The sequence below is a fragment of the Streptomyces gottesmaniae genome, from assembly GCF_031845845.1.
Lineage (GTDB): Bacteria > Actinomycetota > Actinomycetes > Streptomycetales > Streptomycetaceae > Streptomyces > Streptomyces akebiae.
The window spans coordinates 44398-68196 of sequence record NZ_JAVRFJ010000029.1; the positions used below are offsets into that span (position 1 = coordinate 44398).

The following is a 23799-nucleotide window of genomic DNA, read 5'->3' on the forward strand; positions in this document are numbered from 1 at the left end:
AGCATCCGCGCCGGCCCCTTGCACGGGCCGGCCCCTCCGGCGGTCCACCTTTCGAAAGAGAAGCTCCGTGCACCACCCCTTCACCCACGTGGCCTCCGTGCCCGTGGACACCAGTACGGCACGGGTCCACGAGGAGGGCTGGCAGTCCTGGAGCCCCAGCGGCTCCTACGCCCTCGACGCGACCCCGTACCGCCCGACCGACGACAACTGGGCGACCGTCTGCTACCGGCCCGGGGTCACCGTCCCCGCCGACACCTTCCAGGGCGAGGGCCTGCTGGCCCTCGACCCGGGCGACGGCACACCCGTCCGCCTGTGGGCCGCCCCCGACCCCGTGCACGAGGTCCCGTCCGTCCGCCTGGTGGTGCGGGACGGGATCGCCGAGGTCAGCGCCGACGGCCCGGTGAAGGAGTGGACCGGCACGGACATCCAGGCGGTGCTGGGCGAGTGGGCGGCGGGCCTCGGCCTCGCGGCCCCCCGCCCAGCCCCCACCGTCTGGTGCTCCTGGTACGAGTACTTCACCTCCGTCACCGAGGACGACATCCACGAGAACCTCCGTGCGATGGACACCCTCGACCTCCCCGTCGACGTCGTCCAGATCGACGACGGCTACCAGAAGGCCCTGGGCGACTGGCTCACCCTCTCCGGCCGCTTCCGCTCCCGCGCGGGCGTCGCGGAGGTGATCCGGGCCAGGGGCCGGCGCGCCGGCATCTGGACGGCCCCCTTCCTCGTGGACCCGTCCAGCGCGCTGGCCGCCGAGCACCCCGAGTGGCTGGTGCGCGACGAGAGCGGCGGCTTCACGCACGCCGGCCGCAACTGGGGCCACGACCTGTACGTCCTCGACACCACCCACCCCGACGCGGCGGCGTACCTCACCGAGGTCTTCACCACCCTGCGCGCCGAGGGCTACGACTACTTCAAGGTCGACTTCCTCTACGCGGGCGCGCTGGACGGCGTTCGCCACGCCTCCGTGGACGCCCTCACGGCGTACCGCCAGGGCATCGAGCTGATCCGCTCCGCCATCGGCCCCGAGGCCTACCTCCTGGGCTGCGGGGCGCCGATCCTCCCCTCCATCGGCCTGTTCGACGCGATGCGGGTCAGCCCCGACACGGCCCCGCACCGCCGCCCCGAGGCGGACGACTACAGCCAGCCCGGACAGGACCCCGCCGAGTTCACCGGCGTGGGCCGCCAGTGGCAGCACGGCCGCCTCTGGGTGAACGACCCCGACTGTCTGATGGCCCGCCCCGCCGTGGAGACCCGCGAGCGCTGGGCGGCCCACGTCGAGGCGACGGGCGGCCTGATGGCGTCGAGCGACCGGCTGCTCTCACTGGACACCTGGGGCGTGGAGACCACGCGCCGACTGCTGACGAAGGGCGCGGAGGCCTCCGAATGAAGCGCGAACTGAAGGTCCCCGGCATCGCCTACGGCGGGGACTACAACCCCGAGCAGTGGCCCGAGGAGGTCTGGGCCGAGGACGTACGCCTCATGCGTGAGGCGGGCGTGAACATGGTCAGCGTCAACATCTTCTCGTGGGCGCTGCTGGAGCCGCGCGAGGGCGAGTACGACTTCACCCGCCTCGACAAGATCCTCGCCCTGCTCCACGAGAACGGCATCGCCGCCGACCTGGCGACCCCGACGGCGGCCCCGCCGGCCTGGTTCTTCGTCGCGCACCCGGAGGCGCTGCCCGTCGACAGGGACGGCCGCACCCTCTCGTACGGCAGCCGCCAGACCTTCTGCCCGTCGAGTCCCGCCTACCGCGAGGCGGCCCTGCGGATCGCCCGCGTCCTCGGCGAGCGGTACGCCGACCACCCGGCCGTCGTCATGTGGCACGTCCACAACGAGTACGGCTGCCACAACGGCGAGTGCCACTGCGACACGAGCGCGGCGGCGTTCCGGGTCTGGCTGCGGGAGAAGTACGGCGACGACCTGGCGGCGCTCAACGACGCCTGGGGCACGACGTTCTGGAGCCAGTGGTACTACGACTGGGACGAGATCATCCCGCCCCGCGCGACGGGCGCGGTCCCGAACCCGACCCACCAGCTGGACTGGCGCCGCTTCTGCAGCGACGCGCTGCTGTCGCTGTGCAGGGCGGAGCGGGAGGTGCTGCTGGAGGCGGCCCCCTCCACCCCCGCCACCACCAACTTCATGGTGATGTTCAACTTCGACAAGCTGGACTACTGGCGCTGGGCGCCGGAGCTGGACATCGTCTCCAACGACCACTACCTCCAGTCGGCGGACCCCGAGTCGCAGATCGACGTCGCGCTGAGCGGCGACCTGGTGCGGTCCTTGGCGGGCGGCAGCCCGTGGCTGCTGATGGAACACTCCACCGGCGCGGTCAACTGGCAGCCCGTCAACCGGGCCAAGACGGCGGGCGAACTGCGCCGCAACGCGCTCTCCCACGTGGCGCGGGGCGCCGACGGCATCGCCTACTTCCAGTGGCGGGCCGCCAAGGCGGGCGCCGAGCAGTGGCACTCCGCGATGCTGCCGCACGCGGGCACCGACAGCCAGATCTGGCGGGACGTCGTCCGACTGGGCGCGGATCTGCGGTCGTTGGCGGAGGTACGGGGCAGCACGGGCGTGGCCGAGGTGGCGATCGTCTGGGACTGGAGCGCCTGGTGGGCGCTGGAACTCCCGTCCCAGCCGAGCGGTGAACTCCGCTTCCAGGAACTGGTCCGCGCCTGGTACGAGCCGCTGTGGCGCTCGGGCGTAGCGGTGGACTTCGTACGCCCCGACGCCGACCTCTCCGCCTACCGACTGGTGCTGGCCCCGAGCCTGTACCTGGTGGACGACGCGGGCGCGGCGAACCTCACCGGTTTCGCGGAGGCCGGGGGCACCCTGGCCGTCGGCTTCCACAGCGGCGCGGTGGACGAGAACTGCCATGTCCGGCTGGGCGGTTACCCGGGCGCCTTCCGTGAGGCCCTGGGCGTCCGCACGGACGAACTCTTCCCCCTGCTGCCGGGGGAGACGGTGGGCCTGAGCGACGGCGGTACGGCGTCCCTCTGGTCGGAACGGCTGGCCCCGGCGGGCGCCGAGCCGATCACGACGTACACCTCCGGCCCCCTGAGCGGGGTCCCGGCCGTCACCCGCCACACCCACGGCACGGGCACGGCCTGGTACCTGGCCACCCGCCCGGACCCGACGACCCTGGCCGCTCTCCTGAACCGCATCGGCGAGGAAGCGGGAGTGCGCTCGGTGCGCACGACCCCCGAGGGGGTGGAGGCGGTACTGCGCCGGGGGCCGGACGCGGACTACCTCTTCCTGATCAACCACGGGGGCGACGACGCCGAGGTCGAGGTGGCCGCCGGGTCTGTCGAACTGCTGACGGGCAAGACCCTCACCCCGACCGACGCCCCGGCGACCGTGCCGGTACCGGCCGGGGACGTGGCGGTCGTCCGCGAACCCCGCTGACACCGATCACGACGGCACAGGGCCGCGGCTCCTCCGGGGGCGCGGCCCTGTGCCGTGAAGGAAGAGGCGACGAGCTGCGGCCACCCCATTCCCCCGAGGGTCACTCCCAGCCGTACAGGGACATCCGGGGACCGTCGGTGAGGTAGCCGCGCAACGCGTCGGCGTCTCCCTCCACGAAGTCCTCGGGGAGGGCGTCGGTGGCGAACCAGCGGACCTGGGAGTGCTTGTGCGGTTCCCGGTTCTCGGGCTCGCCCGTCCACTCGTGGGCGACGAAGACGACGGTGAGGAAGCCGTCGGGGGCCTCGACACCCCGGGCCGCGTGGACGAGGTGCACGACCTCCAGCGCCTCCGGCTTCACGGTCAGCCCGGTCTCCTCGTACAGCTCGCGCACGGCGGTCCGGGTGATCGGCTCCCCGGGCTCGCTCTTGCCGACCGGCAGATGCCATCTCCCCCGCGCGAACCTGGCGTTCTGGCCGCGCCGGAGCAGGAGGACCCGCCCCGCGTCCCGGTCGTGGACGATGACGGCGGCGACCAGCAAAGTCATGAGACCTGTCCCTTCGCAGGCCGCTAGCATGCCATTTATGGAGTGCTTCGCTTCCTGGCGTACTCGCCACTGAGGATCGGCCCACCGGCGCATCGGGGATGACCGGCGGGCCAGAGGTGCCCTTTTCCTCCCTCAGGTTCCGAGAGGTCCACTCCATGCTCATTCGCGCATTTGTCCGGGACGACCTGGCCCGACTGACCGAGCTCACCATCGACACGTTCCGCCCGTTCTTCGAGGACTCCGTCGGATCGCTGCTCGACGGGCTCGTCCTCGCCACGCTGCACGCCGACTGGCGTGACGACTACCGCACCCTGGTCCCCACCCTGCACGACCCGGACCAGGACAAGTACGTCGCGGTCGCCGAGGCCGACGGCGTCATCGTCGGCTACGTCGCCTGGCGCCTCGGCCCCACCCGCCACCACGCCGAGATCACACTGCTCGCCGTGGAGGCGGCACACCGGGGCGACCGCGTGGGCACCGCCCTGTGCGAGCACGCCTTCGCCGACCTGCGCGGCCGCGGTGCCGAACTCGTCGAGATCGGCACCGGCGGCGACACCTTCCACGCCCCCGCCCGCGCCCTCTACGAGAGCCTCGGCTGCGTCCTTTTCCCGACGGCGCACTACTACCGGCGGCTCTGACCACCGCCGTCCGGGGCGCGGCGCTCCCCTATACGCGCCGCGCCCCGGACCCCCGCTCCCCCGTTCCCCCAGGGGGCTCCCCAGCCCCCGGCCCTGTGGTCCGTTACGCCGAGGTCGTCACCAGGGGCGGCAGCGCGCCCGTCTTCGCGGCCTGGGCGTACCAGTACGCGCTCGACTTCGGTGTACGGGTGAGGGTGGCGTAGTCGACGTACACGGCGCCGAACCGCTTCCCGTAGCCGTACGCCCACTCGAAGTTGTCCATGAGGGACCAGAGGTAGTAGCCGCGGACGTCCGCCCCCTCGGCGATCGCGCGGCGGACCGCGCGCAGGTGGCCGTGGAGGTAGGCGATGCGCTCGGGGTCGTGGACGCGGCCGTCCGAGTCCATCTTGTCGTCGTACGCGGCCCCGTTCTCGGTCACGTACATCGGCAGCCCCGGAGCCTCCCGCGAGTACCGCATGATCAGCTCGTGCAGGCCCGTCGGGTCGATGGTCCAGCCCATCTCCGTGCGCTCGCCCGGGGTCTGGTGGAACAGGACGTCGTCCGCGCCCGGCCACGGCGAGTGCTCGCTCGCCCCGTGGCCGTCCGCCCGGGGGCCCTTCAGGTCGGCGTCGGCCGCGCCCACCAGCGTGGGCGTGTAGTAGTTCAACCCCAGCGCGTCCAGCGGCTGGTTGGCCGTCGCCACGTCACCGTCCTGCACGAACGACCAGTCCGTCACCGACGCGGTCGAGGCGAACAGGCTCTCCGGGTACGCCCCGTGCAGCATCGGGCCGTGGAAGACACCGTTCGCGAGGTCGTCGATCCGCTTCGCCGCCGCCACGTCCTCGGGGGAGTTCGTGATCGGCCGCACCACCGACGAGTTCAGGCTCACCGCGATCGAGTTGCGGGCGGGCATCGCCGAGCGGAGCGCCGCGACGCCCAGCCCGTGCGCCACGTTCAGATGGTGGGCCGCGCGCAGCGACGCCACCGGGTCCGTACGGCCCGGCGCGTGCACCCCGGAGCCGTAGCCCAGGAACGCGGTGCACCACGGCTCGTTGAGCGTGATCCACTGCTCGACCCGGTCGCCCAGCGCCTCGCCGACGATCCGCGCGTACTCGGCGAAGCGGTGCACGATGTCCCGCTCGGGCCAGCCGCCCGCGTCCTCCAACTCCTGGGGGAGGTCCCAGTGGTAGAGGGTCACGGCCGGCTTGATGCCCTTCTCCAGCAGCTCGTCGACCAGCCGCCGGTAGAAGTCCAGGCCGCGCTGGATCGCCGGGCCCCGGCCCGTCGGCTGCACCCGCGACCAGGAGATGGAGAAGCGGTACGAGTTGAGGCCCAGGTCGGCCATCATCGCCACGTCGTCGCGGTAGCGGTGGTAGTGGTCGACAGCGATGTCACCGGTCTCGCCACCGGCGGTCTTGCCCGGCGTATGGCTGAAGGTGTCCCAGATGGAGGGCGTACGGCCGTCCTCCCGCACGGCTCCCTCGATCTGGTAGGCGGAGGTGGCCGCGCCCCAGAGGAAGGCGGGAGGAAAGGTCACCGGCGTGGTGGGCTCAGGCATGGAAGCGCTCCCAAGGTGGTCGTGGAGACCGACGGAGGTGGGTGGGGGGAGGAACAACGGGAGAACAGGGGCCGAGGCGGCGGTGACCCGGCCCCTGGAGAACGTACGGACGGCGCGGGCCGTCAGCCCTTGACCGCGCCCTGCATGATGCCGCCCACGATCTGCTTGCCGAAGATCGCGAAGACCAGGAGCAGGGGCAACGTGCTGAGCAGCGCGCCCGCCATGATGAGGGCCTGGTCGGGCGTGTAGCCGCGGCCCAGACCGGCCACCGCGACCTGCACGGTCGGGTTGCCCAGCTGGGTCAGCACGAGGAACGGCCACAGGAAGTCGTTCCAGGTCTGGACGAACATCAGCATGCCCAGGACGGCCATCGCCGGCCGCGCGGCCGGGAACACCACGTGCCAGATGACGCGCCAGCTGCTCGCGCCGTCGACGCGGGCCGCCTCGATGATCTCGTCGGGCAGCGCCTGCAGCAGGTACTGCCGCATGAAGAACACGCCGAACGCGCTGACCAGGGACGGCAGGATCACTGCCTGGAGCTGGTCGGTCCAGTCGAGCTTGGCGACCATCATGTACAGCGGGATCACCTGGAGCTGCGGCGGCACCATCATCGTGCCGATCACGATCAGCATCATGGCGCCCCGGCCCCGGAAGCGCAGCTTGGCGAAGGCGAAGCCGGCGATCGTGGAGAGGAAGACGATGGTGAGCGACGAAATGCCCGCCACGATCGTCGTGTTGAGGAACGCCTCGCCCAGATTGGCGTCCTCCCAGGCCACTTCGAGCTTGTCGAAGAGGTTCGCGCCGAACCAGAACGGCGGCGGGGTCTCCGCCAGCCGCGCGTTGTCCCGCGATGCCGCGACCGCCGTCCAGAACAGCGGGAACAGCGAGATCAGGGTGAACGCGATGAGGATGATGTACGCGACGGGCCCGCCGTGGTGCTGCCCGCCGGCGCGTGCAGCCTTCGGCCCGCGCCTGCCCCGTCCGTTCTTCGGCGGCTCGGGGACCGCGTCGGCCGGGGGTTTGGTGATTGTCGTCGTCACGGCCGGTCTCCTAACTACTGGCGCGCAGCCGGCGCGAGATGACGTAGTTGATGATTCCGACCACGATGAGGATCAGGAACATCGTCCAGGCGATCGCTGAGGCGCGGCCCAGGTGCTGGTTCACCCAGCCCTGCTCGTACAGGTAGAGGCCGAGCGTCTGGAACTGGTGCTGGGAGCCGCCGGACGCGCCCTTGTTGGCGTCGAACAGCAGTGGCTCGGCGAAGAGCTGCGAGGCTCCGATCGTCGAGACGACGACGGTGAAGAGGATCGTCGGGCGCAACGACGGCAGCGTCACATGGATGAACTGCTTCCAGCGGCTGGCTCCGTCGAGGGCGGCCGACTCGTACAGGTCCTGCGGGATCGCCTGCATCGCGGCGAGGTAGATCAGCGCGTTGTAGCCGGTCCAGCGCCAGATGACGATGGTCGACACGGCGATCTTCGAGTACCACGTACCGTTCTGCCAGTCGATGTGGTCGAAGCCGAGCATCCCCAGGAACCAGTTGATCATTCCGTAGTCGCGGCCGAAGAGCAGCACGAAGACCAGGGTGGCGGCGGCGATCGACGTGGCGTACGGGGCGAGCATCACGACCCGGTAGAACGTCGAGGCACGGAGCTTGTAGTTGAGGATGTGCGCGATGCCCAGCGCCATCATCAGCTGCGGGACGGTCGAGATGATTCCGATGATCAGCGTGTTCTTCGCCGCGTTCCAGAAGAACTCGTCGTCGAAGATCCGTGTGTAGTTGCGCAGCCCCGCCCAGCTCATGTCGGTGGGGGCGGTCAGTTCCACGGTGTGCAGCGAGGCCCAGCCGGTGTAGAGCAGCGGGAACAGGCCGAACGCGAGGAACAGCAGGAAGAAGGGCGAGACGAAGGCGTACGGGCTCCAGCGCACGTCCCGCTGCCAGCGGCGGGACAGCCGGGCCCGCCGGCGTTCTTCGGTCGCGGACTCCGCGGGCGGGCGGCCCGGGGCCGCGCCCCCCTTCACGGGGGGCGCGGCAGTGTCGTGCCGTGTGGGCATACCGGTCACTTGTCCAGTGCGTTGTCGATGGTCTTGACGGCGTTCTTCCACGCCTCCGAGGCCGACTTGCCCTGGGTCACGAGGATCACACCGTTGTCGGTCAGGCCCTGCTGGATGATCTGGTCCTTCGGGCCGATCGTCTGGACCGGGATGCTCTTCGCGGCCTCGGCGAAGATCGTGCCGATCGGCGCGTCACCGGTCATGTCGTTCTTCGCGTTCTTCACCGCGTCCGAGTCGTAGGCGGCCGGGGTGCTCGGGAAGCTGCCCTGTACGGCGAAGAGCTTGGCCTGCTGCTCGGGCGCGGTCAACCAGGCGGCCAGCTTCGCCGCCTCCTCCGCGTTCTTGCCGTTCTTGGGCACGGAGAGGAAGGAGCCGCCCCAGTTGCCGGACTTCGGCGCCTGGGCGATCTCCCACTTGCCGGCCGACTCGGGCTTCGACTTGCCCTTGATGTAGCCGAGCATCCACGGCGGGCAGGACATCGCGGCGAACTTGCTGTTGGCGATCGTCGTGTCCCAGGCCGGCTGGAACTGGGTCTGGTTGCCGATCAGTCCGTCCTCGGCGGCCTTCGCCGTGAGGTCGAAGGCGTCCTTGACGGCCGGGTTCGTCTTGTAGATGACCTCGCCCGAGGAGTCGTAGAAGCGGTCCTTCTCACTGCTCAGGATCGCCTGCAGCAGACCTCCGGGGGAGTCCAGGAAGGTGGTGCCCTTGGGCGCCTTCTTCTTGTACTGGTTGCCGGCGTCGACGAACTTGTCCCAGCTGCCGGCCCACAGCTTGCCGACTTCCTCGCGTTCGGTGGGCAGGCCGGCGGCCTCGAAGAGGTCCTTGCGGTAGCAGATGGCCATCGGGCCGACATCGGTGCCCAGCGCGACGGTCTGGCCGCCGGAGGTGGTGGCCTGGTTCCACTTCCAGGGCAGGTAGTCGCTCTCCTTGCCGTACTTCGACAGGTCGAGCAGCTTGTCCGACTGGGTCCCGACGATCTCGGCGATGTTGCCGACCTCGACCATCTGGATGTCCTGGAGGCCGCTGCCGGTGGTCAGGTGGTTGAGGAGAGCGGGGTAGTAGTTCTCGTTCCGCTCCACCACGGTCTGCTGGATGTCGATGTCCGGGTTGAGCTTCTCGTACTCCTTGTACAGACCGGACTCCTCGAAGCCCGCGGTGCCGAAGAGCCCCAGGGTGATCTTGGTCTTGCCGCCGCCGCCACCGTCCGACGACGAACCGTCCTCGTCCTTGCCGTCGTCGGCACAGCCGGCCAGCAGCCCGGCGCCCAGCGCGGCGACGGCCGCGATGGCCACCGTCCTGCGCGTCCTGCGGGCGTTGCGGGTGCCCCCGCCCGACCGGAGCCGAGAGTGGGGGAGGGTACGTGCTCGCATTGCGTCCTCCTGATGCCCTGACGTGCCGACCCCCCGGCCAACTGCGTTGTTGGGCCCTTTGGTTCATGCTGCGGCTCGGGCGGGGAACGTGCGGGATGTGTAAGTGCCAGGTACCGTGGGAGCGCTCCCACAAGTGATGTGTTGAAGGGTCGTCGGTTCATGCGGGGGTGTCAAGGGAGCGAGCGCGGAGAGATGTCTTCGGTTATCGGGCTGTTAACTAACCCGGGTGCCGATGGCCGGGCATGCCCGGAAACGACCCGGCGGGGCACGGGAACGGCGCGGCCAGGGCGAGGGCGGGACGTGGGCCGGGCGCGCACGGGGCACGGGTGGGGCTCACGAGGCAGCAGGGAACAGGGCCGGAGGCGGGGGCGGATCCGGGATGCGCACCCTGTGGGACTGTTGGACTCGTGTAACCAGTCGTCTGACCGGTCGTGCCGAAACCCGGACGACCACTTCCCGGGCGTCGTACGAGGATCAGGACTGTTAGATTCCACGCCAGCGCGGTGTGAACGGGAGGCGACCATGGTGACAGGCCACGGAGCACGGGGCCGGAGCGGTGGGCGGCCGACGTTGGAAGAGGTCGCCGCCCGGGCCGGTGTGGGCCGGGGGACGGTGTCCCGGGTGATCAACGGCTCGCCCCGGGTCAGTGACGCGACCCGTGCGGCGGTCGAGGCGGCCGTCGCGGAGCTCGGCTACGTCCCCAACACGGCGGCCCGCGCGCTCGCGGCGAACCGGACGGACGCGATCGCGATGGTCGTGCCCGAGCCGGAGACCCGCTTCTTCGCGGAACCGTACTTCTCCGACATCCTCAAGGGCGTGGGCGCCCAGTTGTCCGACACGGAGATGCAGCTCCTGCTGATCTTCGCGGGCAGCGACCGGGAGCGCCGCCGCCTGGCCCAGTACCTCGCCGCGCACCGCGTCGACGGCGTCCTCCTGGTCTCGGTCCACGCGGACGACCCGCTTCCCGATCTGCTGTCGCAACTGGAGATCCCGGCCGTGATCAGCGGCCCGCGCTCGGAGCACGAGACGCTCCCTTCCGTCGACTCCGACAACTACGGCGGCGGCCGCTCGGCGGTGGAGCACCTGATCGCGCGGGGCCGCACCCGCATCGCCACGATCACCGGGCGCCTCGACGTCTACGGTGCCCAGCGCCGTGTCGTCGGCTACCGCGAGGCCCTCGCGGACGCCGGCCGCGAGGTCGACGAGCGCCTGATCGTCCCCGGCGACTTCACCGAGGAGGGCGGCCGCAGGGCGATGAAGGAACTGCTGGCCCGCTGCCCCGACCTCGACGCGGTCTTCGTCGAGTCCGACGTCATGGCGGCGGGCGCCCGCCGGGTCCTGCGCGAGGAGGGCCTCCGCATACCTGACGACGTCGCCCTCGTCGGCTACGACGACTCGGCGATCGCCCGCCACATGGATCCCCCGCTGACGAGCGTCCGCCAGCCCATAGTGGAGATGGGCCGGGCCATGATCGACCTCCTCCTCGACGAGATCGCGGACCGCCGCCCGGCGGTGTCGCGGGGGTTGGAGCGGCGGCAGGTCGTGCTGCCCACGGAGCTGGTGGAGCGCGATTCGTCCTGAGGGGGGCCCGGCCTTCATGGAGAAGCTCGGCGGTGACGAGAACGCGGCCGATCACCCCCTGCTGGGCGTCGACCGCGTCGCGGGCCCTCTGCGGGCGTACCTGGACCGGGTCGGTGATGTCTTCCGGGTCGCGGAGAAGCAGGACTCGGGGTGCGTCGCGTACGGCGTGCGGTTGCCGGACCGCGGTGAGCGGTGGTTCGTGAAGACGGCGGTCGCCGGGCAGGGTCCGCGGTCGCTGGAGCGGGCGTGGCGCTGCCACCGGGCCGTGCGGCATCCGGTGATCGTCCCGCAGGTGCACCGGATCGCGGTGGGGGACCGGCCGGCCGTGGTCATGCCCTGGCGGGACGGCGAGGTGCTGTACGACCCGGCGGAGCGCGGGCGAGCAGACCGTACGCGCCCCGGCAGCCCCATGGCCCGCTTCCGGGCCCTGCCCGTCCACCGGATCGAGGACGCCTTCGCCCGTGTCCTCGACGCCCACCTCGTCGTCGAGGCCGCCGGGTACGTCGCCGTGGACCTCTACGACGGGGCCCTGCTGTACGACTTCGCGGCGGCGAAGATGCGTCTGATCGACCTCGACGAGTACCGTCCCGGCCCCTTCGTTCTGGACGCCGAGCGGTTGCCCGGCTCCACGCGCTTCATGGCGCCGGAGGAGTTCGCACGCGGTGCGACCATCGACTCCCGCACCACGGTGCACGCGCTGGGCCGCACCGCACGGCTGCTGCTCGACGCGGGCGACGAGGAGAGCGCCTGGCGGGGTACGGCGGCCCAACTGGCTGTCCTGGAGCGGGCCACGCACCCCGACCCGGCTCAACGCTTCGCCAGCGTACGGGAGTTCAGGGAAGCGTGGCCGCGTAGCTGAGGTCCTTCGCCGTGAGGGAGTCGGGGGTCGGGCGCAGCCGCATCGTGCCTCGTTCGGCCGGGGCGTCGTGCAGGTAGTGCACGAAGCCCGCGTCCCAGGTGGTTTCGTCGGTCCCCAGACAGCGGGTCAGCTTGCGTCGCCCTCGCGGCACGTCGAAGGGCACCAGTTCACCCCTCCCGCGAGCGATCACCTGCCGGACCCGCCCCGTCGCGATGTCGCACTCGTCACCACGAGGGCGAGGCGTGGGTCCTCCTTCACCCGGTCGAACAAGCGGGCCCACGTCCCCGTCAGCACCCACAAGGCCCCGCCCTCCCAGAGGAACCAGACAGGGCGAACGGTGGGGCCGTTGGTCGCGAGGCGAGCGGTGAGGGGCGTCGCAGAAGTCGTCCACGTCGAAGTCGTGCGTGGGCCACCAGGACCTCCCTAAGACCTGGGATTTGTGCCCTGGGGCCGGCGTGCGGCGAACGGTCACGTGTCAGGATGCCTCTTCGACACACACGTTCTCAGGGGGGACCATGCACACCCGCGCCACCGTCTTACTCATCGCGGCGCTCGTCACGCTCACCGCGTGCACGTCCGACGACGAGCCCGGTGACCACGCTGACGGGACACCGTCCGCCGGAGCGAGGCAGCCGAGCGCCACGCCCAGCCGGACCGCGACCTCGGAAGCCGACACCGCCGGCCTCGAAGCAGCGGTCCGTGCCTACACCGCCGCGTACTTCGCGAACGAGCCCGACACCACCTTCGGGATGCTGTCCACGCGCTGCCGGAAGCACATCACGCGTGCCGGCATGGCCGTGCTGACCGAACGGGCCGAGCAGACCGAGCGGGCCATCGGTGACTCCGAGCCGAAGGACGTGAAGCGGTTCGAGGTCGACGAGATATCCGATGACTCGGCCCGCGTCTCGTACGGCGTCGGCCTCCCCAAGTTCGACCAGAAACAGGAGCCGTGGATTCGTGAGGCGGGGGCCTGGCGTTATGACGACTGCTGAGCCCGGCGGCGGGTGACCGACCGCACACGAAACAAGCCCCGATCCGTTCCCAGATCGGGGCTTGTTCCTCAGGGTGAGTGACGGGACTCGAACCCGCGGCATCCTGGACCACAACCAGGTGCTCTACCAGCTGAGCTACACCCACCATGACCGGCGGTTCATCCGAAGGTTTCACCGACCGGCCGAGAAAAAGTGTACAGGGTCCTGAGGGGTGCCCGCGCACACGTTTCGGTGGGGGCGGTTCCGGGGCCGGACGGGCCCCGGGGGCGGGCTACCCCGCGGGCAGGACGTGCTTCGCGGCGATCGTGCGGGCCGTGTCCGAGTCGGGGCCGGGCTGCGGGACGAAGATCGCCTCGCGGTAGTAGCGGAGTTCGGCGATGGATTCGCGGATGTCGGCGAGGGCCCGGTGGTTGCCGTTCTTCTCCGGGCTGTTGAAGTACGCCCTCGGGTACCAGCGGCGGGCCAGCTCCTTGATCGAGGAGACGTCCACGATGCGGTAGTGGAGGTACTCCTCCAGCGTCGGCATGTCCCGCAGGAGGAATCCCCGGTCCGTGCCCACCGAGTTGCCGCACAGCGGAGCCTTGCGCGGTTCCTTCACGTGTTCCCGTACGTACGCCAGGACCTGCTCCTCGGCGTCGGCGAGCGTCGTGCCGCCGGCCAGCACGTCCAGCAGGCCGGACGCGGTGTGCATCGCGCGCACCACCTCCGGCATCGTCTCCAGCGCCGAGTCCGGCGGGCGGACGACGATGTCGACTCCTTCGCCGAGCACGTTCAGCTCGGAGTCGGTGACGAGGGCGGCCACCTCGATGAGCGCGTCGTCCGACAGCGAGAGGCCGGTCATCTCGCAGTCGATCCACACCATGCGATCGTTCATGTGTCTCACCTTACGGCCCGTGACAGCCGTACGGCCCGGTCCTGCACCAGGGTGATCACGGGGTGATCAGGTGCGGGACCGGGCCGTACGGCCGGTACGAGCCGGTGGGTACTACACCGCTACGGCGCGCTGCGCTGGCCGGGCAGGCGGCCCGTCGCGTACAGCTCCGGCTTGGCGCCCTCCGTGGAGAGGGACGCCGACGGCGCCAGGGCGCTCGCCGCGGCCGTGCGCCGGGCCTGGAGCGGCACCGGCGCGTGCTCCGGCGCCATCGGGGACGGCCCCGGGACGCCGTGCGGCCCGTCGTGGTGGTCACCGGGCTTGTCGCCCTGCGGCCGCCGGGCCCGGTACGCCGCCCGGTACGCGGCCGGGGACGAACCCAGCTGCCGCCGGAAGTGCCCACGCAGCGCCACCGGCGAACGGAAGCCGCACCGCCCCGCGACCTCGTCCACCGAGTAGTCCGACGTCTCCAGGAGACGCTGCGCCTGCAGTACGCGCTGAGTGATCAGCCACTGCAGGGGAGCGCTCCCGGTGAGCGAGCGGAACCGGCGGTCGAACGTACGACGGCTCATGTACGCCCGTGCCGCGAGCGTCTCCACGTCGAACTGCTCGTGGAGGTGCTCCAGCGCCCAGGCGACGACCTCGGCGAGCGGGTCGGCGCCGATCTCCTCGGGTAAAGACCGATCGAGGTAGCGCTCCTGGCCGCCCGATCGACGTGGTGGCACGACGAGACGCCGGGCCAGGGCCCCTGCCGCCTCGTTGCCGTGGTCCGTCCGCACGATGTGCAGACAGAGATCGATTCCGGCCGCGGTGCCGGCCGAGGTGAGTACGTCCCCGTCGTCCACGAAGAGTTCTCGTGGGTCGACGTGGACGGACGGATAGCGCTTGGCCAGCGTCGGCGCGTACATCCAGTGTGTCGTCGCGGGCCTGCCGTCCAGCAGGCCCGCGGCGGCCAGCACGAATGCGCCGGTGCACAGGCCGACGATGCGGGCACCCTCTTCGTGCGCTCGGCGCAGTGCGTCGAGCGCTTCCTCCGGTGGCGGTGAGGTGATCGAACGCCATGCGGGCACGACCACCGTGCCCGCCCGCGAGATCGCCTCCAGGCCGTTCGGTGCGGTGAGTTCCAGGCCCCCTGTGGTCCGCAGCGGGCCTTCCTCGCCCGCGCACACCAGCAAGCGGTAGCGCGGTACGCCGGCGTCCTGGCGGTCGATCCCGAACACCGACAGTGGTATGGAACTCTCGAAGATGGGGCCGCCGCTGAACAGCAGCACCGCGACGATCTCCTTGCGGCGTCGCCCGGACAGCTTCCGGGCCGCGGCTTCCGGCGCGGCGGTGGAGTCGTGGCTCATACTGCTAAGCCCCCCTCGGTGGTCGCGGCTCCTCGGTTGTGTCGCTCCTGCACGTTTCCCCTTGGTCCTGCACGAGTCCCCCGCCGTAAGACAGTCATGATCGAATCTACTGTGTCCCGTGGTGCCGGCGTGACCAGATCGCCAACCGGCACATTGTCGACATGGCAACTTGGCGTAAAGCATTCGATCACGAAGCGTTGCACTCGTGGGCCGTGCAGGGAAGTGCGCCTTGTCCCAGTGGCCGGTCCACGTAGGGTGCGCGCGGGCCCTGGACCCCTTTCAGTGCAGGTCGAACGGGGGGTGGAGGGGTGTTCGACCAAGGGAGGTGCAGGTGGCCGAAGTTGGCTGAAAAGATACGGGGGTGTGCGCGGAAACCGGTCAGTCGACCGGCGTACTCGGGCCGGAGTTCCGTCCGCCCCCGTGCGCCCCGGAGGGGGAGCGTCCGCGCCGGCCGCGCGAAGAGGCGCGATCTTCGGCCATCGAACGGGCGGCGGTGGCGCGGGCCGCGCGGGCCGCTCCGCGCTCGGACTGGCGGAGCAGGACGCGGCAGACGCCGGTGACCGCGGCGAGGCCGAGGGCCGCGCCGGTGGCGCCGGCGAGCGAGGTGCCGTACCAGACGAGGACGACCGGGACGAGGACGCAGCTGAACGCCGCCCAGCGAACCACGTCCGTGGCGGTGTCGGCGGGCGTCGGGGGCGGGGTCGTGGCCGGGGGGATGTTGTCGGCTCCGGTTCCGGCTCCGGCTGCGGCTTCGAGGGCGGGGGCGGAGTCGGACGGGGGCGCGGCGCGGGGTGCTGTGCGGGGTGCTGTGCGGGGTGCGGACCGGTGTGCTGTGCGATGGGCGGGCACTGCGGGCTCCCTCCTGGCTCCCTCGGGATCGGCTTACGGGGGTTCAACGCGTGTTCGACCCGTCGGTCACTGGTGCTGCTTGATCGGGTTGCCGTGGGGGTGCGGTGCTGGAGGTGCTGTCGTGCCGTTCTCCGGGGTGCCCCGGGTCACCTTCCTGGGGAAACCGGCTGTACGTGGCAGCAACCATTGCGTTACGGGGCGGTGCTCGTGCATGCTCCCTGGAACCCCGCGCAGCCGGTGCGGGATCTGGGCGGAGGAGGCGTGCGGTCGTACCCTTGGGGGTATGGGGTTGGGAAGATGATTCCCGGACACGGCTCCGCCGCGCACCGACGTCCCATCCACGTCGTCCCATCCACGAGGATCCGAACGCCGAGACACCCATGGCCGGTCACGAATTCTTCGACTCCGCGGACCGCAAGCGGCGGCCCGTCGCCGATCACGCGGCGGCAGAGCCCCTCGCGGCGGAAGAGGCACGCCCGTCCTGCGACCCCGCCTTCAAGCACGGCGTCGTCGTCGGCTTCGACGGTTCGACGTCCAGTGAGCGTGCCCTCGCGTACGCCATCGGCATGGCCCGCCGCTCCGGTTCGGGCCTGATCATCGTGCACGTCGCCAACCGGCTTCCCACGACCGTGTGGGCCGGCTGCGAGCCGCCCGTCTTCGTCGACGTCCCCGATCACCGCACCGAGGTCCTCGGGCTGGAACTCGCCTGCGCCGACTATCTCGTCGAAGTGCCCTGGATCCTCGTCGAGCGCGGTGGCGACATCTGCCACGAACTCGAAGAGGTGGGCCGGGAGTACGAGGCCGACGCGATCGTCGTCGGGTCGACGCACGGGATCGTCGGGCGGATCTTCGGGTCCGTCGCCGGGCGGCTCGCCAAGCGGGCGCAGCGGCCGGTCATCGTCATTCCCTGACCGCGCGGCGGCCGGTCGTCGTCGTTCTCTCTCGGATTCCCCGTCACCTTCTCGTGCGGTCCGCGCCGCTTTCGGAAACGCGCAAGTCTACTGGCGCGTAGGGGTGTTTGTGTCTTTGTGAAGGGCATAACCCGCGTGATGCCGGACGGTGGTGTGACGGCCACGGGTAGTTGGCAGCGGCGTCGGGGTTGGGCGACCCCGGCGTACCGAACGGACCCCCACGTGATGGTAGGCATCACGCGGGGGTCCGTCTTCTTGAGACCGGGGTGCGTCCCTACTCGACCGTGACCGACTTGGCGAGGTTCCTGGGCTTGTCGATGTCGCGGCCCAGGGCCAAGGCCGTGTGGTAGGCGAGGAGTTGGAGCGGGATGCCCATGAGGATCGGGTCCAGCTCGTCCTCGTTCTTGGGGACGACGATCGTCTGGTCGGCCTTCTCCTGCTCCTGGTGGGCGACGGCGAGGATCTTGCCGCTGCGGGCCTTGATCTCCTCCAGGGCGGCGCGGTTCTTCTCCAGCAGGTCGTCGTCGGGGACGATGGCGACCGTCGGGAGGGCGGGCTCGATGAGGGCCAGCGGGCCGTGCTTGAGCTCGGAGGCGGGGTAGGCCTCCGCGTGGATGTAGGAGACCTCCTTGAGCTTCAGGGAGGCCTCGCGGGCCACCGGGTAGCCCCGCACGCGGCCGATGAAGAGCATCGAGCGGGCCTCGGCGTACTGCTCGGCCAGCTTCTTGATCTCCTCCTCCTGCTCCAGCATCTCGGAGATCTGGGCGGGGAGCCTGCGCAGGCCCGCGATGATGCGCTTGCCGTCGCGGACGGAGAGGTCACGGGTGCGGCCCAGGTGCAGCGCCAACAGGGCGAAGGCGACCGTGGTGTTGGTGAAGCACTTGGTGGAGACGACGCAGACCTCGGGGCCCGCGTGCACGTAGATGCCGCCGTCCGCCTCGCGGGCGATCGCCGAGCCGACGACGTTCACCACGCCGAGGACACGGGCGCCCTTGCGCTTCAGCTCCTGGACGGCCGCCAGCACGTCGTAGGTCTCGCCGGACTGGGAGACGGCGATGTAGAGGGTGTCGGGGTCGACGACCGCGTTGCGGTAGCGGAACTCCGACGCCGGCTCGGCGTCCGCGGGGATGCGGGCCAGCTCCTCGATCATCTGGGCGCCGATCATGCCCGCGTGGTACGAGGTGCCGCAGCCGAGGATCTTGACGCGGCGGATCTGGCGCGCCTCGCGGGCGTCCAGGTTGAGGCCGCCGAGGTGCACGGTGGAGAAGCGGTCGTCGATCCGGCCGCGCAGTACGCGGTCCACGGCGTCGGCCTGCTCGTGGATCTCCTTGTGCATGTAGGTGTCGTGGCCGCCCATGTCGTACGAGGCGGCCTCCCACTCCACGGTGGTGGGCTCCGCCGTGGTGCGGGTGCCCTCCGTGGTGTAGGTGCGGAAGTCGTCGGCCTTGAGGGTGGCCATCTCGCCGTCGTCGAGGGTGACGATCTGGCGGGTGTGGGCGACCAGAGCGGCTATGTCCGAGGCGACGAACATCTCCTTCTCGCCGATGCCGAGGACGACCGGGGAGCCGTTGCGGGCCACGACGATCCGGTCGTTGAAGTCGGCGTGCATGACGGCGATGCCGTAGGTGCCCTCGACGATGCGCACCGCCTGGCGGACCTTCTCCTCCAGGGTGGTGGCCTGGGAGCGGGCGATGAGGTGGGTGAGGACCTCGGTGTCGGTCTCGGAGAGGAACTCGACGCCGTCGGCTTCGAGCTTCTTCCGCAGGTCGGAGGCGTTGTCGATGATGCCGTTGTGGACGACGGCGACCTTGTTGTCGGCCGACATGTGCGGGTGGGCGTTGACGTCGGACGGGGCGCCGTGGGTGGCCCAGCGGGTGTGGGCGATGCCGGTGGTGCCCTTGAAGCGCGCGGGGACCTTGGCCTCCAGGTCCCGGACCCGGCCCTTGGCCTTGACCATCTTCAGGCCGGCCGTCTTGGGCGAGGTGACGACTATGCCCGCCGAGTCGTAGCCCCGGTACTCCAGGCGCTGCAGGCCCTCAAGGAGCAGCGGCGCCACGTCGCGCTTGCCGATGTAACCGACAATCCCGCACATATATACGTATCCCGTTTCAGCCGTAGACGATGCGGCGCAGCTGCCTGAGCGTGAGCTCCGGCGGTGCGACCGCCCGGTATTTCAGGTCCGCCTCGATCCGTTCGAAGATCGTCGCGTTCACCAGGCCCTGGGCCTGGAGCTCGCGGTGGCGGCGACGGACGTATTCCTCGGTCGTCTCGTCGAAGTAGGCGAGCACGTCCTGGATCACACGCAGCGCCTCGCCCCGGTTGAGGGGCGAGGATCGCGTCAAATGATCAACAAGTTCGTCGTGCACTCGGTAGATCATGGGGTACCGGAGGGTGTTTCGCAAGAATCCTGCCCGATATCGGGCAAGGTGCTGTTACTGGCCCTTGGGGGAACGTTGAACGTGTGATGAGTGGGTGTTCGTGCGCCGTCCATGCGGTGTCCCGCATCCCGTCGCCTGAGGCGACGACTTTCGGACGCCATGGACATTCCTCGCATGGGCGTACCCGAGCGGCTGGCCGAGCGCATGAGCATGGCCGAGCAGCACGAGTACCTGCGCTCCACGTTCTCCCGTCGCTCGATGATCAGAGGCGGCGCGGTCACGCTCGGCGCCGTCACGGGCGGCGCGTTCGTCCCGGCCACGGCCCGGGCCGCCACCGCGGCGGGCCCGGCCGCCCTCCGTGCCTCGTCCGTCCCGACCCAGGCCGGCACGGGCACCGAGCGCGTCGACGGCTCCTTCGTCGCCCCCTTCGGCCGCCACCTCGCCTTCGGCAACGACCCGCGCACCGAGATCACCGTCTCCTGGCAGGTCCCGGTCGCGGTCAGGAAGCCGTTCATCCGGATCGGCGCCCACCCCCAGGACCTCTCCCGCCGCATCGACGCCGAGGTCCGCACCCTCCACACCCCGGCCGGCGTCGGCGCGAGCGGCGACCACACGCAGTACTACGTGCACGCCGAGCTGACCCACCTCAAGCCCGGCCGCACCTACTACTACGGCGTCGGCCACACCGGCTTCGACCCGGCCGAGCCGCACCTGCTGGGCACCCTCGGCACCTTCACCACCGCCCCCGCCGACAAGCCGCCCTTCACCTTCACGGCCTTCGGCGACGAGGGCGTCGGCTACCACGGCCTCGCCAACAACAGCCTGCTGCTCGGCCAGAACCCGGCCTTCCACCTGCACGCCGGTGACATCGCCTACGCCGACCCGGCCGGCCAGGGCAGGGCCGCCGACACCGGCTTCGACGCCCGGGTGTGGGACCAGTTCCTCGCCCAGACCGAGTCCGTCGCCAAGTCCGTCCCGTGGATGCCCGCCTACGGCAACCACGACATGGAGGCCTGGTACTCGCCCAACGGCTACGGCGGCGAGGACGCCCGCTGGAACCTGCCCGACAACGGCCCCGACCGCGAGAACCTGCCCGGCGTCTACTCCTTCGTCTACGGGAACACGGCCGTCATCTCGCTCGACGCCAACGACATCTCCTTCGAGATCCCGGCCAACCTCGGCATCTCCGGCGGCACCCAGACCCGGTGGCTGGAGACGCGGCTGAAGAAGTTCCGCGCCTCCCGTGACATCGACTTCGTCGTGGTCTTCTTCCACCACTGCGCCTACTGCACCTCCACGGCGCACGCCTCGGAAGGCGGCGTGCGACAGGAGTGGGTGCCGCTGTTCGAGAAGTACTCCGTCGACCTCGTCATCAACGGCCACAACCACCAGTACGAACGCACCGACGTCATCAAGGCGGGCGCGGTCACCAAGAAGCTCCCGATCGGCGGCACGGTCTACCCGGAGACCGAGGGTGTGGTGTACGTCACGGCGGGCGCGGCCGGCCGCAGTCTGTACGCGTTCAGTGCCGCGCAGTCGTACGAGGGGCACGAGAACGAGGTCGAGTCGGTGGCCTCCTTCGTCAACCTGAAGGACGGCAAGCAGGACGAGACCGTCACCTGGTCGCGGGTGCGCTACCTCGACTACTCCTTCCTCCGGGTGGACGTGAAGCCCGCACCGAAGGGGCACTACGCGACGCTCACCGTGCGCGGGATCGCCGAGACGGGCGCGCGGGTCGACCACTTCACGGTGGCGCGCCGGGCCAAGTGACCCCGGTGACCGGGCGGGTGGTCCTCGCGCACGTCAGAGGCGTTTGAGGACCGCCTGCTTGGCCATCGTGAACTCCTCGTCCGTGAGCACTCCGGACCGGTGGAGGTCGCCCAGTTCGCGCAGGCGGCGCAGCAGGGCGTCGTGGTCCTCCTCGGGGGCGGGCCGGTCCCGGGGCGACGGGGGCGGGGTGAGCTGCTTCGGCGCCGACGCCGCCGGGTGCGGGAGCCGCGCCTGTACGGCCGCCGCGACCAGGGCCATCAGCGGGTCCTTCTTGAAGCCCCACAGTTCGACGGAGTTGGGGTCGTACTTGGGCGGGGCCTTGGTCGGCGCGTTCCGCACCGTGAAGCGGAGGTAGCCGTTCTCCAGGCCGACCGAGGGATGCCACTCGACGCCCGCTATGTCCGTCAGCGACAGCGTCCGCGCTCCGGCCGCGGCCTTCGCGTCCTCGGTCTTCCAGTTCCACTCCAGCCGTACGTGGTCGCCGTCGAAGCTCGCGGTGCCGTCCCCGGCGGAGACGGAGAGCGGGACGGCCGGACCGGCGAGGAGATAGGTGTCCACCGCGTCGGTCGGCACCTCGTCCAGCAGCAGCGCGTTGCGGATCTCGTCCACGAAGTACTCGGCGACGCCGTACCGGTCGGCGTCGACGCTCAGCTGGTACGGGTCGTTGGTGTCGGTGAGCCGGCCGCCGGTCGCCTGGAGGAGCGGGTCGGAGCCGTCGCGCAGCCGGAGCCGCAGCCGACCCGACTTCCTGCCCTGCTCGAACGAGATGCCCGCCAACGCGCCCAGCGGGACGGCGAGTTCACCCAGGGTCTTGCGGAGCAGGCTCACGCTCTTTTCGCGACCCGGGGTCAGCCGCAGGGTGTCGCCGTCGAAGGTCCACGTGCCGTCCCGTTGGAGGATTTCCGCCATGCGGGGATTCTTCCATCGCCCGCGAGGAGAGATGGTCTAGACCTGGAGGGGGTGGAGGGGTGATGGTGGGGAGCGCACAGTTCGATAAGTGGAGGGAGCTCGTCGTGAGATCGCACCACGGATCGACCCGCCTTCTCGGCTCGCTGCTACTGGTGGTGGCGGCCGGGATCTTCGCCGTGGGAGCCACGCCCGTGTCCGAGAACACCCCTGCCGACGCCCCCGCCGACGCCGCCACCGTCCCGCTCGGGCAGGTGATCCCGGCCCCCGCCTCGGTCCGGGCCGACGGAGCGCCGTACCGGCTGACGAGCCGTACGCGCATCGTCGTGGACGGCGGGACCGAGGCTCGCCGGGTGGGGGAGTACCTCGCCGGGATCCTGCGGCCCTCGACGGGGTACCGGCTGCCGGTGACCGAACGCCAGGAGGCCGGAATCCGCCTTCGGTTGGCCCCCGGGGAGACGGGTCTCGGCCAGGAGGGGTATCGGCTCGACAGCGGCCGCTCCGGGGTCACTCTCACCGCCCGCGCGTCCGCCGGCCTCTTCCACGGCGTACAGACCCTGCGGCAGTTGCTGCCCGCCGCCGTGGAGAAGAACGCCGTACAGCCGGGGCCGTGGCTCGTCGCGGGCGGCACGATCGAGGACACCCCGCGCTACGGCTGGCGCGGCGCGATGCTGGACGTCTCCCGCCACTTCTTCACCGTCGGCCAGGTCAAGCGCTACATCGACCAGTTGGCGCTCTACAAGTTCAACAAGCTGCATCTGCACCTCTCCGACGACCAGGGCTGGCGCATCGCGATCGACTCCTGGCCGCGCCTCGCCTCGTACGGCGGCTCCACGCAGGTCGGCGGCGGCCCCGGCGGCCACTACAGCAAGGCCGACTACCAGGAGATCGTCCGGTACGCGGCCTCGCGTCACCTGGAGGTCGTCCCCGAGATCGACATGCCGGGCCACACCAACGCGGCGCTCGCCTCCTACGCCGAGCTGAACTGCGACGGTGTCGCGCCCCCGCTCTACACCGGCACCGAGGTCGGCTTCAGCTCCCTGTGCGTCGACAAGGACGTGACGTACGACTTCGTGGACGACGTCGTACGGGAGTTGGCCGCGCTCACGCCGGGGCGGTACCTCCACATCGGCGGCGACGAGGCGCACTCCACCAGCCACGAGGACTACGCGAAGTTCATGGACCGGGTGCAGCCGGTCGTCGAGCGGTACGGCAAGACCGTGGTCGGCTGGCACCAGCTGACCGGGGCGGCGCCGGCGCGGGGCGCTCTCGCGCAGTACTGGGGGCTGGACAGCACGGGCGCGGAGGAGAAGGAGCGGGTGGCCGCCGCCGCGCGCAACGGGACGGGGGTCGTGCTGTCGCCCGCCGACCGGATCTACCTCGACATGAAGTACGACAAGGACACGCCGCTGGGGCTCGACTGGGCCGGGTACGTGGATGTGCGGCGGGCGTACGACTGGGATCCGGGGGCCTATCTGGCGGGGGTGCCGGCGGGGGCTGTCCGGGGGGTCGAGGCGCCGTTGTGGAGCGAGACGATCGTGACCTCGGAGGATGTTGAGTACATGGCGTTCCCGAGGGTGGTGGGGGTGGCCGAGTTGGGGTGGTCGCCGGTGGGCGCGCTCGACTGGGAGGGGTATCGGGTGCGGTTGGGTGCGCAGGGGGCGCGGTGGGATGCGCTGGGGGTTGGGTACTTTCGGGCGCCGGGGGTGCCGTGGGGGGCGCGGTAGGGGGTGGGGGTGTGGGTCTCGTCGGCGGGTGCGGGTCCGGTGGGGCTTCTCGCGCAG

Annotated in this window: 21 protein-coding genes and 1 tRNA gene; 9 read left to right on the plus strand and 13 right to left on the minus strand. The window is 70.6% G+C overall.

What is annotated here, in order from left to right; translation table 11 throughout:
- The first annotated feature begins 67 nt into the window (after positions 1 to 67).
- Positions 68 to 1390: a glycoside hydrolase family 36 protein gene (locus tag RM704_RS29060; RefSeq protein WP_033531228.1), complete on the plus strand. Its 1323-nt coding sequence runs from the start codon at positions 68 to 70 to the stop codon at positions 1388 to 1390.
- Positions 1387 to 3405: a beta-galactosidase gene (locus RM704_RS29065; protein ID WP_033531229.1), complete on the plus strand. Its 2019-nt coding sequence runs from the start codon at positions 1387 to 1389 to the stop codon at positions 3403 to 3405. The genes RM704_RS29060 and RM704_RS29065 overlap by 4 nt, the downstream gene beginning before the upstream one ends.
- A 100-nt stretch (positions 3406 to 3505) precedes the next feature.
- Here RM704_RS29065 and RM704_RS29070 read toward each other — a convergent pair whose 3' ends face one another.
- Complete coding sequence (locus RM704_RS29070) at positions 3506 to 3949, minus strand: NUDIX domain-containing protein (protein ID WP_033531230.1); 444 nt, start codon at positions 3947 to 3949, stop codon at positions 3506 to 3508.
- Between the two features lie 155 nt (positions 3950 to 4104).
- Here RM704_RS29070 and RM704_RS29075 point away from each other — a divergent pair, with 155 nt between their 5' ends.
- On the plus strand, positions 4105 to 4587 hold the full coding sequence (locus tag RM704_RS29075; RefSeq protein WP_033531231.1) for a GNAT family N-acetyltransferase: 483 nt from the start codon (positions 4105 to 4107) through the stop codon (positions 4585 to 4587).
- A gap of 103 nt (positions 4588 to 4690) precedes the next feature.
- Here the strand turns inward: RM704_RS29075 and RM704_RS29080 are convergent, their stop codons facing one another.
- From RM704_RS29080 to RM704_RS29095, 4 genes are all read right to left on the minus strand, one after another.
- Complete coding sequence (locus RM704_RS29080) at positions 4691 to 6124, minus strand: GH1 family beta-glucosidase (RefSeq protein WP_033531232.1); 1434 nt, start codon at positions 6122 to 6124, stop codon at positions 4691 to 4693.
- A gap of 122 nt (positions 6125 to 6246) precedes the next feature.
- Positions 6247 to 7164: a carbohydrate ABC transporter permease gene (locus RM704_RS29085; protein ID WP_033531233.1), complete on the minus strand. Its 918-nt coding sequence runs from the start codon at positions 7162 to 7164 to the stop codon at positions 6247 to 6249.
- A 10-nt stretch (positions 7165 to 7174) separates the two neighbouring features.
- Positions 7175 to 8179 (minus strand): carbohydrate ABC transporter permease, encoded by a 1005-nt coding sequence (locus RM704_RS29090; RefSeq protein ID WP_033531234.1) that lies wholly within the window; start codon positions 8177 to 8179, stop codon positions 7175 to 7177.
- Between the two features lie 5 nt (positions 8180 to 8184).
- The gene (locus RM704_RS29095; protein WP_033531235.1) at positions 8185 to 9549 is read right to left on the minus strand and encodes an ABC transporter substrate-binding protein; all 1365 of its coding nucleotides are present in this window, start codon (positions 9547 to 9549) and stop codon (positions 8185 to 8187) included.
- A 525-nt stretch (positions 9550 to 10074) separates the two neighbouring features.
- Between RM704_RS29095 and RM704_RS29100 the strand changes: the two genes are divergently transcribed.
- Both RM704_RS29100 and RM704_RS29105 read left to right on the plus strand, forming a co-directional pair.
- Entirely contained in the window at positions 10075 to 11130 is a 1056-nt protein-coding gene (locus RM704_RS29100; RefSeq protein ID WP_107072426.1) for a LacI family DNA-binding transcriptional regulator, read from the plus strand.
- Between the two features lie 16 nt (positions 11131 to 11146).
- Positions 11147 to 11989 carry a protein kinase family protein gene (locus tag RM704_RS29105; protein WP_052146441.1) on the plus strand — a complete coding sequence of 281 codons (843 nt, stop codon included), beginning with the start codon at positions 11147 to 11149 and terminating at the stop codon, positions 11987 to 11989.
- Here RM704_RS29105 and RM704_RS29110 read toward each other — a convergent pair.
- The gene (locus RM704_RS29110) at positions 11964 to 12152 is read right to left on the minus strand and encodes a hypothetical protein (protein ID WP_311591362.1); all 189 of its coding nucleotides are present in this window, start codon (positions 12150 to 12152) and stop codon (positions 11964 to 11966) included. The two genes, RM704_RS29105 and RM704_RS29110, sit on opposite strands and share 26 nt — an antisense overlap.
- 352 nt (positions 12153 to 12504) lie before the next feature.
- On the opposite strand from RM704_RS29110, the gene RM704_RS29120 reads away from it, so the two are divergent.
- Entirely contained in the window at positions 12505 to 12981 is a 477-nt protein-coding gene (locus RM704_RS29120; RefSeq protein ID WP_033531237.1) for a hypothetical protein, read from the plus strand.
- 72 nt (positions 12982 to 13053) lie between these two features.
- Here RM704_RS29120 and RM704_RS29125 read toward each other — a convergent pair.
- The 4 genes from RM704_RS29125 to RM704_RS29140 all read right to left on the minus strand — a co-directional run bounded on the left by RM704_RS29125 (position 13054) and on the right by RM704_RS29140 (position 15918).
- Positions 13054 to 13126, minus strand: a tRNA-His gene (locus RM704_RS29125).
- 126 nt (positions 13127 to 13252) lie between these two features.
- Entirely contained in the window at positions 13253 to 13855 is a 603-nt protein-coding gene (gene orn / locus RM704_RS29130) for an oligoribonuclease (protein ID WP_033531238.1), read from the minus strand.
- 119 nt (positions 13856 to 13974) lie between these two features.
- On the minus strand, positions 13975 to 15201 hold the full coding sequence (locus RM704_RS29135; protein WP_033531239.1) for a helix-turn-helix domain-containing protein: 1227 nt from the start codon (positions 15199 to 15201) through the stop codon (positions 13975 to 13977).
- Positions 15202 to 15579: 378 nt separating this feature from the next.
- On the minus strand, positions 15580 to 15918 hold the full coding sequence (locus RM704_RS29140) for a hypothetical protein (RefSeq protein ID WP_033531391.1): 339 nt from the start codon (positions 15916 to 15918) through the stop codon (positions 15580 to 15582).
- A gap of 512 nt (positions 15919 to 16430) precedes the next feature.
- Here RM704_RS29140 and RM704_RS29145 point away from each other — a divergent pair.
- On the plus strand, positions 16431 to 16961 hold the full coding sequence (locus tag RM704_RS29145) for a universal stress protein (protein WP_033531240.1): 531 nt from the start codon (positions 16431 to 16433) through the stop codon (positions 16959 to 16961).
- A 274-nt stretch (positions 16962 to 17235) separates the two neighbouring features.
- Here the strand turns inward: RM704_RS29145 and glmS are convergent, their stop codons facing one another.
- Positions 17236 to 19053: a glutamine--fructose-6-phosphate transaminase (isomerizing) gene (gene glmS, locus RM704_RS29150; protein ID WP_033531241.1), complete on the minus strand. Its 1818-nt coding sequence runs from the start codon at positions 19051 to 19053 to the stop codon at positions 17236 to 17238.
- Positions 19054 to 19069: 16 nt separating this feature from the next.
- Positions 19070 to 19327 carry a hypothetical protein gene (locus RM704_RS29155; protein ID WP_033531392.1) on the minus strand — a complete coding sequence of 86 codons (258 nt, stop codon included), beginning with the start codon at positions 19325 to 19327 and terminating at the stop codon, positions 19070 to 19072.
- 186 nt (positions 19328 to 19513) lie between these two features.
- Here RM704_RS29155 and RM704_RS29160 point away from each other — a divergent pair, with 186 nt between their 5' ends.
- Positions 19514 to 21109: a purple acid phosphatase family protein gene (locus RM704_RS29160; RefSeq protein ID WP_033531242.1), complete on the plus strand. Its 1596-nt coding sequence runs from the start codon at positions 19514 to 19516 to the stop codon at positions 21107 to 21109.
- A gap of 33 nt (positions 21110 to 21142) precedes the next feature.
- Here RM704_RS29160 and RM704_RS29165 read toward each other — a convergent pair whose 3' ends face one another.
- Complete coding sequence (locus RM704_RS29165; protein WP_033531243.1) at positions 21143 to 22018, minus strand: DUF4429 domain-containing protein; 876 nt, start codon at positions 22016 to 22018, stop codon at positions 21143 to 21145.
- A gap of 62 nt (positions 22019 to 22080) precedes the next feature.
- On the opposite strand from RM704_RS29165, the gene RM704_RS29170 reads away from it, so the two are divergent.
- Positions 22081 to 23742: a beta-N-acetylhexosaminidase gene (locus tag RM704_RS29170; RefSeq protein WP_052146442.1), complete on the plus strand. Its 1662-nt coding sequence runs from the start codon at positions 22081 to 22083 to the stop codon at positions 23740 to 23742.
- Positions 23743 to 23799 lie beyond the last annotated feature (57 nt).

Bases quoted from the DNA above. Each gene is read 5' to 3' on its own strand.
- RM704_RS29065 (WP_033531229.1), top strand. From the start codon at position 1,387: ATGAAGCGCGAACTGAAGGTCCCCGGCATCGCCTACGGCGGGGACTAC.
- RM704_RS29070 (WP_033531230.1), bottom strand. From the start codon at position 3,949: ATGACTTTGCTGGTCGCCGCCGTCATCGTCCACGACCGGGACGCGGGG.
- RM704_RS29075 (WP_033531231.1), top strand. From the start codon at position 4,105: ATGCTCATTCGCGCATTTGTCCGGGACGACCTGGCCCGACTGACCGAG.
- RM704_RS29080 (WP_033531232.1), bottom strand. From the start codon at position 6,124: ATGCCTGAGCCCACCACGCCGGTGACCTTTCCTCCCGCCTTCCTCTGG.
- RM704_RS29090 (WP_033531234.1), bottom strand. From the start codon at position 8,179: ATGCCCACACGGCACGACACTGCCGCGCCCCCCGTGAAGGGGGGCGCG.
- RM704_RS29095 (WP_033531235.1), bottom strand. From the start codon at position 9,549: ATGCGAGCACGTACCCTCCCCCACTCTCGGCTCCGGTCGGGCGGGGGC.
- RM704_RS29105 (WP_052146441.1), top strand. From the start codon at position 11,147: ATGGAGAAGCTCGGCGGTGACGAGAACGCGGCCGATCACCCCCTGCTG.
- RM704_RS29120 (WP_033531237.1), top strand. From the start codon at position 12,505: ATGCACACCCGCGCCACCGTCTTACTCATCGCGGCGCTCGTCACGCTC.
- orn (WP_033531238.1), bottom strand. From the start codon at position 13,855: ATGAACGATCGCATGGTGTGGATCGACTGCGAGATGACCGGCCTCTCG.
- RM704_RS29135 (WP_033531239.1), bottom strand. From the start codon at position 15,201: ATGAGCCACGACTCCACCGCCGCGCCGGAAGCCGCGGCCCGGAAGCTG.
- RM704_RS29145 (WP_033531240.1), top strand. From the start codon at position 16,431: ATGGCCGGTCACGAATTCTTCGACTCCGCGGACCGCAAGCGGCGGCCC.
- glmS (WP_033531241.1), bottom strand. From the start codon at position 19,053: ATGTGCGGGATTGTCGGTTACATCGGCAAGCGCGACGTGGCGCCGCTG.
- RM704_RS29160 (WP_033531242.1), top strand. From the start codon at position 19,514: ATGGGCGTACCCGAGCGGCTGGCCGAGCGCATGAGCATGGCCGAGCAG.
- RM704_RS29165 (WP_033531243.1), bottom strand. From the start codon at position 22,018: ATGGCGGAAATCCTCCAACGGGACGGCACGTGGACCTTCGACGGCGAC.
- RM704_RS29170 (WP_052146442.1), top strand. From the start codon at position 22,081: ATGGTGGGGAGCGCACAGTTCGATAAGTGGAGGGAGCTCGTCGTGAGA.